This window comes from Pseudomonas sp. PS01303 (assembly GCF_029959385.1).
Taxonomy (GTDB): Bacteria; Pseudomonadota; Gammaproteobacteria; order Pseudomonadales; family Pseudomonadaceae; genus Aquipseudomonas; species Aquipseudomonas rustica.
The window spans coordinates 16,168-30,462 of record NZ_JASCPK010000001.1 but is presented as its reverse complement, the minus strand read 5'-3'; the positions used below and the strand labels follow the sequence as shown (position 1 = coordinate 30,462).

At 61.5% G+C, this 14,295-nt stretch carries 15 protein-coding genes; 8 read left to right on the top strand and 7 right to left on the bottom strand.

The genetic code is table 11. The annotated features are described in order from the left end of the window. Positions 1–50: 50 nt before the first annotated feature. From QMX93_RS00150 to QMX93_RS00140, 3 genes are all read left to right on the top strand, one after another. Positions 51–608, top strand: a complete 558-nt coding sequence (locus QMX93_RS00150; protein WP_212545435.1) for a DNA-3-methyladenine glycosylase I — start codon at positions 51–53, stop codon at positions 606–608. A gap of 40 nt (positions 609–648) precedes the next feature. Continuing rightward, positions 649–1,536: a lysophospholipid acyltransferase gene (locus QMX93_RS00145; protein WP_008084359.1), complete on the top strand. Its 888-nt coding sequence runs from the start codon at positions 649–651 to the stop codon at positions 1,534–1,536. Positions 1,537–1,643: 107 nt separating this feature from the next. Further along, positions 1,644–1,883, top strand: a complete 240-nt coding sequence (locus tag QMX93_RS00140; protein ID WP_282351233.1) for a PilZ domain-containing protein — start codon at positions 1,644–1,646, stop codon at positions 1,881–1,883. A 4-nt stretch (positions 1,884–1,887) separates the two neighbouring features. Here QMX93_RS00140 and QMX93_RS00135 read toward each other — a convergent pair whose 3' ends face one another. From QMX93_RS00135 to def, 5 genes are all read right to left on the bottom strand, one after another. Continuing rightward, positions 1,888–2,202: a tetratricopeptide repeat protein gene (locus QMX93_RS00135; RefSeq protein WP_282351231.1), complete on the bottom strand. Its 315-nt coding sequence runs from the start codon at positions 2,200–2,202 to the stop codon at positions 1,888–1,890. Positions 2,203–2,331: 129 nt separating this feature from the next. Beyond that, positions 2,332–3,708 carry a Trk system potassium transporter TrkA gene (trkA, locus tag QMX93_RS00130; RefSeq protein ID WP_053125322.1) on the bottom strand — a complete coding sequence of 459 codons (1,377 nt, stop codon included), beginning with the start codon at positions 3,706–3,708 and terminating at the stop codon, positions 2,332–2,334. Between the two features lie 22 nt (positions 3,709–3,730). Then, on the bottom strand, positions 3,731–5,041 hold the full coding sequence (rsmB, locus tag QMX93_RS00125; protein ID WP_212545436.1) for a 16S rRNA (cytosine(967)-C(5))-methyltransferase RsmB: 1,311 nt from the start codon (positions 5,039–5,041) through the stop codon (positions 3,731–3,733). Then, positions 5,038–5,997, bottom strand: a complete 960-nt coding sequence (gene fmt / locus QMX93_RS00120) for a methionyl-tRNA formyltransferase (RefSeq protein ID WP_282351228.1) — start codon at positions 5,995–5,997, stop codon at positions 5,038–5,040. Before fmt ends, rsmB begins: the two co-directional genes overlap by 4 nt. 58 nt (positions 5,998–6,055) lie before the next feature. Then, the gene (def, locus tag QMX93_RS00115; RefSeq protein ID WP_053125329.1) at positions 6,056–6,562 is read right to left on the bottom strand and encodes a peptide deformylase; all 507 of its coding nucleotides are present in this window, start codon (positions 6,560–6,562) and stop codon (positions 6,056–6,058) included. Between the two features lie 162 nt (positions 6,563–6,724). Between def and QMX93_RS00110 the strand changes: the two genes are divergently transcribed. The 3 genes from QMX93_RS00110 to QMX93_RS00100 all read left to right on the top strand — a co-directional run bounded on the left by QMX93_RS00110 (position 6,725) and on the right by QMX93_RS00100 (position 9,544). Beyond that, on the top strand, positions 6,725–7,750 hold the full coding sequence (locus QMX93_RS00110) for a LysM domain-containing protein (protein ID WP_053125331.1): 1,026 nt from the start codon (positions 6,725–6,727) through the stop codon (positions 7,748–7,750). An 80-nt stretch (positions 7,751–7,830) separates the two neighbouring features. After that, entirely contained in the window at positions 7,831–8,931 is a 1,101-nt protein-coding gene (dprA, locus tag QMX93_RS00105; protein ID WP_212545439.1) for a DNA-processing protein DprA, read from the top strand. Positions 8,932–8,986: 55 nt separating this feature from the next. Continuing rightward, on the top strand, positions 8,987–9,544 hold the full coding sequence (locus tag QMX93_RS00100; RefSeq protein ID WP_053125335.1) for an L-threonylcarbamoyladenylate synthase: 558 nt from the start codon (positions 8,987–8,989) through the stop codon (positions 9,542–9,544). Positions 9,545–9,633: 89 nt separating this feature from the next. Here QMX93_RS00100 and QMX93_RS00095 read toward each other — a convergent pair whose 3' ends face one another. Beyond that, complete coding sequence (locus tag QMX93_RS00095) at positions 9,634–10,611, bottom strand: NADPH:quinone reductase (protein WP_282351209.1); 978 nt, start codon at positions 10,609–10,611, stop codon at positions 9,634–9,636. 149 nt (positions 10,612–10,760) lie between these two features. On the opposite strand from QMX93_RS00095, the gene hemF reads away from it, so the two are divergent. Together hemF and aroE are read left to right on the top strand one after the other, a co-directional pair. Next, positions 10,761–11,675, top strand: a complete 915-nt coding sequence (gene hemF, locus QMX93_RS00090; RefSeq protein WP_282351207.1) for an oxygen-dependent coproporphyrinogen oxidase — start codon at positions 10,761–10,763, stop codon at positions 11,673–11,675. Positions 11,676–11,684: 9 nt separating this feature from the next. After that, positions 11,685–12,506, top strand: a complete 822-nt coding sequence (gene aroE / locus QMX93_RS00085; protein ID WP_282351204.1) for a shikimate dehydrogenase — start codon at positions 11,685–11,687, stop codon at positions 12,504–12,506. A gap of 114 nt (positions 12,507–12,620) precedes the next feature. Here the strand turns inward: aroE and QMX93_RS00080 are convergent, their stop codons facing one another. Further along, positions 12,621–14,189: a SulP family inorganic anion transporter gene (locus tag QMX93_RS00080; RefSeq protein ID WP_282351201.1), complete on the bottom strand. Its 1,569-nt coding sequence runs from the start codon at positions 14,187–14,189 to the stop codon at positions 12,621–12,623. Positions 14,190–14,295: the final 106 nt, after the last annotated feature.

Here is a 14,295-nt window from a genome sequence, read left to right as displayed (position 1 = left end):
AAGAGCGGGAGTATACCCGATTCAGTCGCACCTCCACCCCCTGGAGCCTTATGCCACGCTGCTTTTGGTGTACCGAAGATCCGCTGTACATGGCTTATCACGATCAGGAGTGGGGCACGCCGCTACGCGATGCGCAGGGTTTGTTCGAGTTGCTTTTGCTCGAAGGGTTCCAGGCTGGGCTGTCGTGGATCACCGTGCTGCGCAAACGCGAGCGTTATCGCGAGGTGCTGTTCGGCTTCGACGTGCAGCGCGTGGCGCAGATGAGCGACGCCGAAATCGACGAATTGATGCTCGATCCGGGGATCATCCGCAACCGCCTTAAACTCAACGCCGCCCGGCGCAATGCCCAGGCCTGGCTGGCGCTTGAGGATCCGGTGGCCTTCCTCTGGTCGTTCGTCAACGACCAACCGATCATCAATCATTTCAAGGATCGCAGCGAAGTCCCGGCGATCACCCCCGAAGCACTGGCGATGAGCAAAGCCCTGAAAAAGGCCGGTTTCACGTTCGTCGGCCCGACCATTTGCTACGCGCTGATGCAGGCTTCGGGCATGGTCATGGATCACACCCGCGACTGCGACCGCTACGCGCAGCTCGTCAACGCCGGTTAGAATGGCCGCCTCGCGCACCGCACAAGATCAGGAGTGACCTGTGGAAAAGTTTAAAGGCGCCTTGCTGGTAGGCGCTCTGCGGCTGTTTGCCCTGCTGCCATGGCGGGCCGTGCAGGCCGTGGGTTCGGCGATCGGCTGGATCATGTGGAAAACCCCCAACCGCTCCCGCGACGTGGTGCGGATCAACCTCGCCAAATGTTTTCCACAGATGGATCCGGCCGAACGTGAGCGTCTGGTCGGGCAGAGCCTGAAAGACATCGGCAAGTCGCTGACCGAAAGCGCCTGCGCGTGGATCTGGCCGGCGCAGCGTTCGATCGATCTGGTGCGCGAAGTCGAAGGCCTCGACGTGCTGAAAGACGCTTTGGCCTCGGGCAAAGGCGTGGTCGGCATCACCAGCCACCTCGGCAACTGGGAAGTGCTCAACCACTTCTATTGCAGCCAGTGCAAACCGATCATTTTCTATCGCCCGCCGAAGCTCAAAGCTGTGGACGAATTGCTGCGCAAACAGCGCGTGCAACTGGGCAACAAGGTCGCCGCCTCCACCAAGGAAGGCATCCTCAGCGTGATCAAGGAAGTGCGCAAAGGTGGTGCAGTGGGCATCCCCGCTGACCCGGAACCGGCCGAATCCGCCGGGATCTTCGTGCCGTTCTTCGCCACGCAGGCGCTGACCAGCAAATTCGTGCCGAACATGTTGGCCGGTGGTAAAGCGGTCGGCGTGTTCCTGCATGCGCTGCGCCTGCCGGACGGCTCTGGCTACAAAGTGATCCTCGAAGCCGCGCCCGAAGCCATGTACAGCACCGATACCGCCGAATCCTGCGCAGCGATGAGCAAAGTCGTCGAGCGCTACGTTGCCGCCTATCCGAGCCAGTACATGTGGAGCATGAAACGCTTCAAAAAGCGTCCACCCGGTGAAGAACGCTGGTACTGACGAAGTTGGCACACTCTGTGGATAACTTGTAGGAACTGCCGCAGGCTGCGATCTTTTGATCTTTCTCTTTCAGTTATCCACAACCCGTTCAAAAAGGGCGCACCAAGATGTCCGAACAACGCAAATCCTTCCGCATCAAAATCACCCACGACAGCTTCGGCGAATGCCTCGGGCAAACCCGCAACCTATCGCCGACCGGGGTCTATGTGCAGCATCCGAGCCTGGCGTCGTTGCCCAAAGGCGCGGTCGTCTATGGCCAGGTTCAGGATTTACCCACAGGCGCGCCACGGGTGCGAATGGAAGTGGTAACGGTCGACGCCGAAGGCATCGGTTTGCGCTACTTGTAGAACGTCACTGCGCCTGACGATCGAGTTTCTTCAAAAACACCGTCATTTCCTTCTCGGCCTGCTTGTCGCCATGGGCGCGGGCGGCTTCCAGACCTTGTTCCCACGCCTGACGTGCGGCGGCAGTGTCGCCCAGCGCCAGTTGCGCCTTGCCCAACAGTTTCCACGCGGCGGAATACTTCGGATCAAATCCAACGCAGCGCTCGAAATGCTCGGCAGCCTTGGCGTTTTCCCCGAGATCCAGATAGCCCTTGCCCAGGCCGAAGCGCAGCAGGGAGTTATCCACACCCTTGGCGAGCATTTTTTCCAGGGATTCGAGCATTTTTGCACCCTCGCTTCAGTGATCGTTCCCACGCTCCGCGTGGGAATGCCTCAATGGACGCTCTGCGTCCGCTCTTGGGACAGAGCGTCCCGGGCTGCATTTCCACGCGGAGCGTGGGAACGATCAACCTCAGAAAAAGCTCAGCCCCACATGAAACAGCTTCTCCACATCACGAATATGCTTTTTATCCACAAGGAATAGAATCACATGGTCGCCCGCTTCGATCACCGTGTCGTCGTGGGCGATGATCACTTGTTCGTTGCGGATCACTGCGCCAATCGTGGTGCCCGGCGGCAGGCCGATCTTCTCGATCGGTTTGCCGATCACCTTGCTCGATTTCGCATCACCGTGGGCAATCGCCTCGATCGCTTCCGCCGCGCCGCGACGCAGTGAGTGCACGCTGACGATATCGCCACGGCGCACGTGCGCGAGCAAGGTGCCGATGGTCGCCAGTTGCGGGCTGATGGCGATGTCGATGTCGCCGCCCTGAATCAGGTCGACGTAGGCCGGGTTGTTGATGATCGTCATGACCTTCTTCGCCCCCAGCCGTTTCGCCAGCAGCGACGACATGATGTTGGCTTCGTCATCGTTGGTCAGCGCGAGGAAGATATCGGCGTCGGCGATGTTCTCTTCCAGCAGCAAGTCGCGGTCGGACGCGCTGCCCTGCAGCACCACGGTGCTGTCGAGGGTGTCGGAGAGGTAGCGGCAGCGCGCCGGGTTCATCTCGATAATTTTCACCTGATAGCGGCTTTCGATGGCCTCGGCCAGGCGCTCACCGATCTGCCCGCCGCCAGCAATGACGATGCGTTTGTAGGTTTCGTCGAGGCGGCGCATTTCGCTCATCACTGCGCGAATATTCTCACGGGCGGCGATGAAGAAGACTTCATCGTCGGCCTCGATCACCGTGTCGCCCTGCGGCAAGATCGGCCGGTCACGACGGAAAATCGCTGCGACGCGGGTTTCGACATTCGGCATGTGTTCACGCAACTGGCGCAGTTGCTGACCGACCAGCGGCCCGCCGTAATAGGCGCGCACCGCGACCAGTTGCGCCTGACCTCCGGCGAAGTCGATCACTTGCAACGCGCCCGGATATTCGATCAGGCGCTTGATGTAATTGGTCACCACTTGTTCGGGGCTGATCAGCACGTCGACCGGAATCGCTTCGTTCTGGAACAACTGCTCTTCGCGCGTCAGGTACGAAGCTTCGCGCACCCGGGCGATTTTCGTCGGCGTGTGAAACAACGTGTGGGCGACCTGGCAGGCGACCATGTTGGTTTCGTCGCTGTTGGTCACCGCCACCAGCATGTCGGCGTCGTCCGCGCCGGCCTGACGCAGCACCGTCGGTAACGAGCCTCGGCCCTGAATGGTGCGGATGTCGAGACGATCGCCGAGGTCGCGCAGGCGTTCGCCGTCGGTGTCGACCACGGTGATGTCGTTGGCTTCGCTGGCGAGGTGCTCAGCCAGCGAACCGCCGACCTGCCCTGCCCCGAGGATGATGATTTTCATCCAGTCACTCCATTGAATCCATTTAGCCGCGTGCGGCAGCGATCTTGATCAGCTTGGCGTAGTAGAACCCGTCATGCCCGCCCTGCTGGGCCAGCAATTGGCGACCATGGGGCTGTTTGATCCCGGCCGTGGTGGCCAGATCCAGTTCGCGGGCGCCCGGTGTGCGCTCAAGAAACGCGGCGATGACTTCGGTGTTCTCGGTCGGCAGCGTCGAGCAGGTGGCGTAAAGCAGAATGCCGCCGACTTCGAGGGTTTTCCACATGGCGTCGAGCAGCTCGCCTTGCAGTTGCGCGAGGGCGACGATGTCGTCCGGCTGACGGGTCAGCTTGATGTCCGGATGGCGACGGATCACGCCGGTGGCCGAGCACGGCGCGTCGAGCAGGATGCGCTGGAACGGTTTGCCGTCCCACCATTTTTCGGTGTCGCGACCGTCAGCGGCGATCAGTTCGGCGTTGAGGCCGAGGCGCTCAAGGTTTTCCTTCACTCGCACCAGTCGCTTGGCTTCCAGATCCACCGCGACCACGCCGGCCAGCGCCGCTTCGGCTTCGAGGATGTGACAAGTCTTCCCACCCGGCGCGCAGCAGGCGTCGAGCACGCGTTGGCCTGGCGCCAGGTCGAGCAGGTCGGCGGCCAGTTGCGCCGCTTCGTCCTGCACGCTGATCCAGCCTTCGGCGAAACCCGGCAGGCTGCGCACGTCGGCGGCGGCTTCGAGAATGATGCCGTCGCGGCTGTAAACGCAGGGCGTCGCGGCAATCCCGGCTTCAGTCAGCAAGCCGAGGTAAGCGTCGCGGCTGTGATGGCGACGATTAACGCGCAGGATCATCGGCGGATGCGCGTTGTTCGCTTCGCAGATGGCTTCCCACTGTTCCGGCCAGAAAGCCTTGAGGGATTTCTGCAGCCAGCGCGGGTGAGCGGTGCGCACCACTGGATCGCGCTCGAGTTCGGCGAAAATCGTCTCGCTTTCGCGCTGAGCGTTGCGCAGCACCGCGTTGAGCAGGCCTTTGGCCCACGGTTTTTTCAGCTTGTCGGCGCAACCGACGGTTTCGCCGATGGCGGCGTGGGCCGGCACGCGGGTGTAGAGCAATTGGTAGAGGCCGACCAGCAGCAACGCCTCGACATCGGCGTCGGCGGTTTTGAACGGCTTCTGCAGAAGTTTTTCCGCCAGTGCCGACAGGCGTGGTTGCCAGCGCGCGGTGCCGAACGCCAGATCCTGAGTGAAACCGCGATCGCGATCCTCGACCTTGTCCAGTTGTGTCGGCAGCGAACTGTTCAGCGAAGCTTTGCCGCTGAGCACGGCGGCGAGTGCCTTGGCGGCGGCCAGACGCGGGTTCATTGCGCGTCCACCGCTGCGCCGAGCACCGTGCCGACAGCGAATTTCTCGCGACGGCTGTTGAACAGATCGCTGAAGTTCAGCGCTTTACCGCCGGGCAACTGCAGGCGGGTCAGGCACAGCGCCTGTTCGCCGCACGCTACGACCAGGCCGTCCTTGCTGGCGCTGAGGATTTCACCCGGCGCGCCGTTGCCGTCGGCAATGGTCGCCGCCAGCACTTTCAGCGCTTCACCGTTAAGGGTGCTGTGGGTGATCGGCCATGGATTGAAGGCGCGCACCAGTCGCTCCAGTTCAACCGCCGGACGGCTCCAGTCGATACGTGCTTCGTCTTTGTTCAATTTGTGCGCGTAAGTGGCGAGTTCATCGTTCTGCACTTCGCCTTCCAGCGTGCCTGCGGCCAGACCGGCAATCGCTTGCACCACGGCCGGCGGGCCCATCTCGGCGAGGCGATCATGCAAGGAGCCGCCAGTGTCTTCGCCCGTGATCGGCGTGACGACCTTGAGCAGCATCGGCCCGGTGTCGAGGCCAGCTTCCATGCGCATCACGGTCACGCCGCTTTCGGCATCACCGTGTTCGACGGCGCGCTGAATCGGCGCCGCACCGCGCCAGCGTGGCAGCAACGAGGCGTGACTGTTGATGCAACCCAGGCGCGGAATATCCAGCACCACTTGCGGCAGGATCAGGCCGTAGGCGACCACCACCAGCAAATCCGGCTTCAGCGCGGCCAGCTCGGCTTGAGCGTCAGCGTTGCGCAACGTCGGCGGCTGCAACACCTGGATATTATTTTCCAGCGCGAGCTGTTTGACCGGGCTCGGCATCAGTTTTTGCCCGCGACCGGCCGGACGATCCGGTTGGGTGTAGACCGCAACGATCTCGTAAGGGCTGTTCAGCAGGGCCTTGAGGTGTTCGGCGGCAAATTCCGGGGTACCGGCAAAAACGATGCGCAGTGGCTCAGTCATGGAAGGCGTCTCTTGAAAAGAAAAAGGCTTGCCGCAGCAAGCCTTTGAAGGAGGGGCATCAAGCGTTCTGGCGGTGGAGCTTTTCCAGTTTCTTCTTGATCCGGTCGCGTTTGAGCGTGGACAGGTAATCGACGAACAATTTGCCGTTGAGGTGGTCGCATTCGTGCTGGATGCACACCGCGAGCAGGCCTTCGGCGATCAGTTCATAGGGCTTGCCGTCGCGGTCCAGCGCCTTGATCTTGACCTTCTGCGGGCGGTCGACGTTTTCGTAGAAACCCGGTACCGAGAGGCAGCCTTCCTGGTATTGCTCCATTTCTTCGGTCAGCGATTCGAACTCGGGGTTGATGAACACCCGGGGCTCGGTACGGTCTTCGGAAAGGTCCATCACGACGATACGTTTGTGCACGTTGACCTGGGTCGCGGCGAGGCCGATGCCCGGCGCTTCATACATTGTTTCAAACATGTCGTCGACCAACTGACGCACTTCGTCGTCCACTACAGCCACAGGTTTGGCGATAGTGCGCAGACGCGGGTCCGGAAATTCGAGGATGTCTAAAATGGCCATAGGCTTTGATTGCTGCACGTGTTGAGTAAAGTCGGGTCGATGGCCTGGCAGGTCCGAAGATGCAGGCTACCGTTTGTGAAGCGTAGCTTGTGCATTTTGCTCAAGCGAGCCACGGGGGCTCTGACGGTTCACGCGAACGCACATGATAAAGGGATTCACTGCATGAGGAAAACACTACTCGCCCTGCTGTTGCTGGCTTCGGCCGGCGTAGCGCAAGGGCAAGTGCAACTCAGGGATGGTTTTCCACAGCAATACACGGTGGTTACGGGTGACACACTCTGGGACATTTCCGGCAAATACCTGCGCGAGCCTTGGCAATGGCCGCAGTTGTGGCGGGCCAATCCGCAAATTGAAAACCCCAACCTGATCTATCCCGGCGACACGCTGACGCTCAGCTACGTCAATGGCCAGCCGCGTCTGACGCTCAATCGCGGCGAGTCGCGCGGCACCATTAAACTCTCGCCACGGATTCGCACCAGCCCGGTGGCCGAAGCGATTCCGAGCATTCCACTGAAATCGATCAACAGTTTTCTGCTGAGCAACCGCATCGTCGACAAGGCCGAAGATTTCGACAAGGCGCCGTATATCGTCGCCGGCGATGCCGAGCGTGTGCTCAGCGGCACCGGCGACCGCATCTACGCGCGTGGCCATTTCGACCCGAATCAACCGGTCTACGGCATCTTCCGCCAGGGCAAGGTCTACACCGATCCGCAGACCAAGGAGTTCCTCGGCATCAACGCCGACGACATCGGCGGCGGTGAAATCGTCGCGACCGAAGGTGACGTTGCCACCCTCGCCCTGCAACGCACCACGCAGGAAGTGCGCCTCGGCGACCGTTTGTTCAGCGGCGAAGAGCGTTCAATCAACTCGACGTTCATGCCCAGCGCACCCGCTACCCAGATCAACGGCGTGATCATCGACGTGCCACGCGGCGTCACTCAGATCGGCGTGATGGACGTGGTCACCCTGAACAAGGGCAAACGCGACGGATTGGTCGAAGGCAACGTGCTGGAGGTCATGAAAACCGGCGAAACCGTGCGCGACCGCATCACTGGCCAACCGCTGAAAATTCCCGACGAACGCGCCGGGTTGCTGATGGTGTTCCGCACCTACGACAAACTCAGTTACGGCCTCGTCCTCAACGCATCGCGCTCGCTGGCGGTGCTCGACAAGGTGCGAAATCCGTAAGCTTGCTTCACAAGTTACCAACAGAGTTATCCACAGCTTGTTCCGAATAGTTCGGAGCTTATAACGATCAAGGATGATCCATGATGATGTCTGCCTCCGCGCCGGTTTCCCCCGCAGAACTGGAAGCGCGCCTGCGCCTGCACCGCTTGCCGGAAATCGGCCCGAAGCGTTTTAGCAAATTGCTCGAAGCCTTTGGCTCGGCCTCAAAAGCCATCAGCGCGCCCGCGAGTGCCTGGCGTTCGCTGGGAATGCCGACGGCGAGTGCCGAAGCGCGCCGTTGCCCGCAAGTGCGCGATGGCGCCAGCCACGCAATGCGCTGGCTAGAGCGGCCGGAGCATCATTTGCTGATGTGGGATCAGCCGGATTACCCGGCACTGCTGGCACAGATTCCGGATCCACCGCCGCTGCTGTTTGTCGCCGGTGACCCGCTGATTCTGGAGAAACCGCAGTTGGCGATGGTCGGCAGCCGCCGCGCTTCGCGTCCGGGAATGGACACGGCGGCGGCGTTTTCCCGCAGCCTCGCCGGGGCCGGTTTTGTCATCACCAGCGGCCTGGCGCTGGGCATTGATGCTGCTGCGCATCAAGCCGCGCTGGATGTCGGCGGGCTGACCGTCGGGGTGCTCGGCACCGGGCTGGAAAACTTTTATCCACAGCGCAATCGACGCCTCTGCGACGCGATGATTGCGTCCGGTAGCGCGGTGCTTTCGGAGTTTCCGCTGGACGCCGGGCCGACCGCGAGCAACTTCCCCCGGCGCAATCGGATCATCAGCGGTTTGTCCCTTGGTGTGCTGGTGGTTGAGGCCAGTGTCGCTAGCGGATCCTTGATCACGGCAAGGCTGGCGGCGGAACAGGGGCGCGAGGTTTATGCGATTCCCGGCTCGATCCATCACCCCGGCGCACGGGGCTGTCACCAGTTGATTCGCGATGGCGCGGTGCTGGTGGAAACTATCGAGCACATCCTCGAAGCGCTGCGCGGCTGGCAGCGTTTGCCGCTGTCCACAGACACGCCGCAAGTCGATCATCCACTGCTGATGTTGCTGCACGCCGCGCCGCATACCAGCGAAGGTCTGGCCGACAGCAGCGGCTGGGCGTTACCGAAAGTGCTGGCAGCGCTGACCGAACTGGAAATGGATGGCCGCGCGGTGAGTGAAAACGGCCGCTGGTTTGCGCGGGTGAGCTAGGTTTTACAAGGAAGATCGGTAAACTGCGCGAAACCTGTTTGTGGAGAGTTTTTTCATGGTCAACAGTTGGCGTGTGCAACAAGCCGCACGAGAGATTCGCGCCGGGGCGGTGATTGCCTATCCAACCGAAGCCGTCTGGGGCCTGGGTTGCGACCCGTGGAATGAAGAAGCGGTGGATCGGCTGCTGGCGATCAAGAATCGCTCGGTCAACAAGGGCCTGATTCTGGTTGCCGACAACATTCGCCAGTTCGACTTCCTGTTCGAAGACTTCCCGCAAGAGTGGCTCGACCGCATGGCCAGTACTTGGCCGGGGCCGAACACCTGGTTGGTGCCGCATCAGGGCTTGTTGCCGGAATGGGTGACGGGTGTGCACGACACGGTGGCGCTGCGCGTTAGCGATCATCCGCAGGTGCGGGATCTGTGCTCGATGGTCGGGCCGTTGATTTCGACCTCGGCCAACCCGCAAGGGCGCCCGGCAGCGCGCACGCGGTTGCGTGTTGAACAGTATTTCCGTGGGCAGATTGATCTGGTGTTGGGCGGGGAATTGGGTGGACGCAAGAACCCGAGCCTGATTCGTGATTTGGCCACGGGTAACATTGTGCGCCCGGCTTAAGACCGCGTCGCCTCATTCGCGAGCAGGCTCGCTCCCACAGTTGAAATGCATTGCAAATGTGGGAGCGAGCCTGCTCGCGAAGGGGCCGGTCAAGGCAACAGAATTGTCGACCCTGTCGTGCGTCGCGCCGACAACTCAGTCTGCGCCTTGGCCGCCTCTGCCAACGAATAACGCTGGCTGATATCCACCTTGATCTTGCCGCTGATGATCATCTCAAACAGCTCATCCGCCATCCGCTGCAAGTTCTCCGCGTTATTGGCATAAGTCGCCAACGTCGGCCGGGTCACGTACAGCGAACCCTTCGCCGCAAGAATCCCCAGATTCACGCCGTCCACCGCGCCCGACGCATTACCGAAACTCACCAGCAAACCACGCGGTGCAACGCTGTCCAGCGACGTCAGCCACGTGTCCTTGCCCACACCGTCGTAAACCACCGGGACTTTCTTGCCATCGGTCAGCGCCAGCACGCGTTCGGCAACGTTTTCGTGGCTGTAATCGATGGTCGCCCAAGCGCCATTGGCCTTTGCCAGCTCAGCCTTCTCTTTCGAGCTGACGGTGCCGATCAACTTCACGCCCAGCGCCTTGGCCCATTGGCAGGCCAGCGAACCGACACCACCGGCAGCGGCGTGGAACAAAATGGTTTCGCCACCCTTCAATTCATAGGTCTGGCGCAGCAGGTACTGCACGGTGAGGCCCTTGAGCATCACGCCGGCGGCGGTTTCGAAACTGATTTCATCCGGCAGTTTCACCAGATTGGCTTCAGGCAAAACGTGCAACTCACTGTAGGCGCCCAACGGGCCGCTGCCGTAGGCCACGCGATCGCCGACCTTGAAACGGGTAACGCCGCTACCGACCGCGTCAACCAAGCCCGCACCTTCGGCGCCGAGGCCGGATGGCAAGGCTGGCGGCGCATACAGACCGCTACGGTAATAGGTGTCGATGAAATTCAGGCCAATCGCCTTGTTCGCCACGCGCACTTGATTCGGGCCGGGCGCGGCGGGTTCGTAATCAACAAATTCGAGCACTTCGGGGCCGCCGTGGGCGCGGAACTGGATACGCTTTGCCATCTGCCTGCTCTCCTTGGGTCTTTCGTGAGCCCCCTATCCAACTCCCATGCTTGATCTTCGTCAACTGCGGCGCGCTGTTCTGCGGTGGTATGCTACGCGCCCATTTGCGTCGCCCGCCTGCGGGGCGGCGCCCGATTCAAGGTGAAGCCATGACGACCCGCACCGACGCCGTAAAGGCCTATCTGCTCGACCTGCAAGACCGCATCTGCGCCGCACTCGAAAGCGAAGACGGCGGCACGCGCTTCGTCGAAGACGCCTGGACCCGGCCTGCCGGCGGTGGCGGTCGCACCCGCGTGATCGAGAACGGCACGCTGATCGAAAAGGGCGGCGTCAACTTTTCCCACGTCTTTGGCAGCGGTCTGCCGCCATCGGCCAGCGCCCATCGCCCGGAATTGGCCGGTCGCGGTTTCGAGGCCCTCGGCGTGTCGCTGGTGATCCACCCGCACAACCCGCATGTGCCAACGTCGCACGCCAACGTGCGATTTTTCATCGCCGAGAAAGAAGGCGAAGAGCCGGTCTGGTGGTTCGGCGGCGGCTTCGACCTGACCCCGTATTACGGCAACGAAGAAGACTGCATCCACTGGCATCGCGTCGCCGAGCAAGCCTGCGCGCCATTCGGCACCGACGTTTATCCGCGCTACAAGGCCTGGTGCGACACCTACTTCCACATCAAGCACCGCCACGAACCGCGCGGCATCGGCGGGCTGTTCTTCGATGACTTGAACGAGTGGGACTTCGACACCAGTTTCGCTTTCATGCGCGCCATCGGCGACGCCTACATCGATGCTTATCTGCCGATTGTGCAGCGCCGCAAAAATGATGTGTTTACTGCGCAGCAGCGTGAGTTCCAGGAATTCCGCCGTGGCCGTTACGTCGAGTTCAACCTGGTTTATGACCGTGGCACGTTGTTCGGCCTGCAATCGGGCGGACGTACCGAGTCGATTCTGATGTCGCTGCCGCCGCAAGTGCGCTGGGGCTATGACTGGAAGGCTGAACCGGGCAGCGAAGAAGCGCGTCTGACCGAGTACTTCCTGCAAGACCGCGACTGGTTGGCCGAAGCCTGAGGATTTCTGATGGATCGTTACGTCGTTTTCGGTAACCCGATCGGCCACAGTAAATCGCCGATGATTCACAAATTGTTCGCTGAGCAGACCGGTCAGAGCCTCGACTACAGCACCCTGCTGGCGCCGCTCGACGATTTTTCCGGCTTTGCTAAAGCCTTTTTCGAACAAGGTCGCGGCGCCAATGTGACCGTGCCGTTCAAGGAAGACGCCTATCGTCTGGCCAACAGCCTGACCGCCCGAGCAGAACGTGCTGGCGCGGTGAACACCTTGAGCAAACTCGCCGACGGTTCATTGCTCGGCGACAACACCGACGGCGCCGGGCTGGTGCGGGATCTGACGGTGAATGCCGGGTTCAGCCTGACCGGCAAACGCATCCTGTTACTCGGCGCTGGCGGCGCGGTGCGCGGGGCGCTCGAACCGTTGTTGGCGGAGAAACCGGCCTCGGTGATCATCGCCAATCGCACGGTGGACAAGGCTGAGTTGCTGGCCGAGTTGTTCTGCGATCTGGGGCCTGTGTCGGCGAGCGGGTTTGACTGGTTGCGTGAGCCGGTGGACGTGATCATCAATGCGACGTCAGCGAGCCTGACCGGTGATGTACCGCCGATTGCGCCGAGCCTGATCGAACCGGGCAAAACCCTGTGCTACGACATGATGTACGGCAAGGAACCGACGGCGTTCTGCCGCTGGGCCAGCGAGCATGGCGCGGCGGTGTCGATGGATGGGTTGGGGATGCTGGCCGAGCAGGCCGCCGAGGCGTTCTTTTTGTGGCGGGGTGTGCGGCCCGATACGGCGCCAGTATTGGCCGAGCTACGCCGCCAACTAGCGCAATAATCCTTGTAGGAGTGAGCCTGCTCGCGAAAGCGGTCTGTCTGACACATTAATGTTGGATGTGCCGCAGTCTTCGCGAGCAGGCTCGCTCCCACAAGGTATGTGCTGATCTCGAAATCAATCCTCAAACCGGATCGGACATTTCTCCGGCCCTTCCAGCTTGCGTAACTCTTCTACCACCTGCGGCCGCGCCCGGCGCAAGGTCAAACTACGATTCTGGCTCAACAAGCGCCGCGCCTCCTGATGCAGCATCTCCACCCCCGAATAATCGATGAAGTTGATCTGCTGCGCCTCGATCACCACCCGCGCGCCGTGCATCCGCTGCAAGCGCACTTGCAGGTAATGGCTGGCGCCGAAAAAGATCGAGCCGCCGACCCGCAGCACATCATCCTCACCGTCGCGCCAATGCTGCACGCGCGGCTGCGAGGTGCGCTTGAGATAGAAGAACAGCGACGCCAGCACCCCGGCATAAATCGCCGTCTGCAATTCCAGTAACAATGTCGCGAGGCAGGTCAGCGCCATGACCACGAACTCGGCACGGCTGACCCGCAGCAATGCGCGGATGCCGCGATGATCGACCAGTCCCCAGGCAATCAACAGAATGCTGCCGGCCATGGCGGGAATCGGAATGTGTGAAATCAGCCTCGCACCGAAAATCGCAAACAGCGCCACCCAGATCGCCGAAAATACCCCGGCCAGTGGCGAACAGGCGCCGGCCTCATAACTCAATCCCGAGCGGGTAAACGATCCGGCCGACAACGACCCGGAAAAAAACGCCCCGACAATATTCGATAGACCCTGCGCGCGGACTTCCTGATTGGCGTCGAGCAACTGCTGCGACCGTGCGGAAATCGAGCGGGCAATCGACAGGCTGGTGACCAGCCCGAGCATGCCCACCGCCACGGCGCTCGGCAGCAAGCGCAGGATCAAATCCAGATCCAGTGGCAACGCACTGAACGGCGGCAATCGCCCGACGAAGGCGCTGACCAGATGCACATGGCCAAACATCGCCGGCCACAACCACACCAGCAGGCTGGCCAGCACCAGCGTGATCAACAGCGTCGGCCAGCGCGGCAGCAGTTGTTTGAGCACCACGCCGACCACCACTGTGGCCACGCCGAGAACGAGTGAAGGTTTATCCACAGCCCTGAGGTGTTGCAGCAGATCCATCAGACTCGCCAATGCCGTGGCTTTCGCCGGTAACTCCAGCCCCAACAGGTTCGGCAATTGGCCAATGGCGATCACCACCGCCGCACCGAGGGTGAAGCCGAGCACCACCGAATGCGAGACGAAATTCACCAGCGCGCCGAAGCGCAGCAGGCCGAGCAGCCACTGGAAAATTCCGGCGAGGAAGGTCAGTAGAAGAATGAGGGTGATGTAGTCCTGCGACGCCGGCACGGCCAAAGGGCTGACGCTGGCGAACAGCACGATGGAAATAGCGGCGGTCGGTCCGCAGATCAGGTGCCACGATGAGCCCCACAGGCAGGCGATCAACACCGGAATGATCGCAGCGTAGAGACCGTATTCGGGTGGGAGACCGGCAATCAGTGCGTAGGCAATCGACTGGGGTAACGCGAGAATTGCGCCGCTGAGGCCGACGATCAGATCCCGTCCTACGCTGGCGCGGGATTGCCGCGGGAGCCAGGTGAGGAAGGGGAAGAGAGAGTGGCGGCTGGGGAAGGCCATGGATCCTCGCGGTTGAAATTTTTAGCTAGGGTATCAGCCCGTTACGCTGATCGTTCCCACGCTCTGCGTGGGAATGCCTCAACGGACGCTCCGCGTTCGGCTTTGA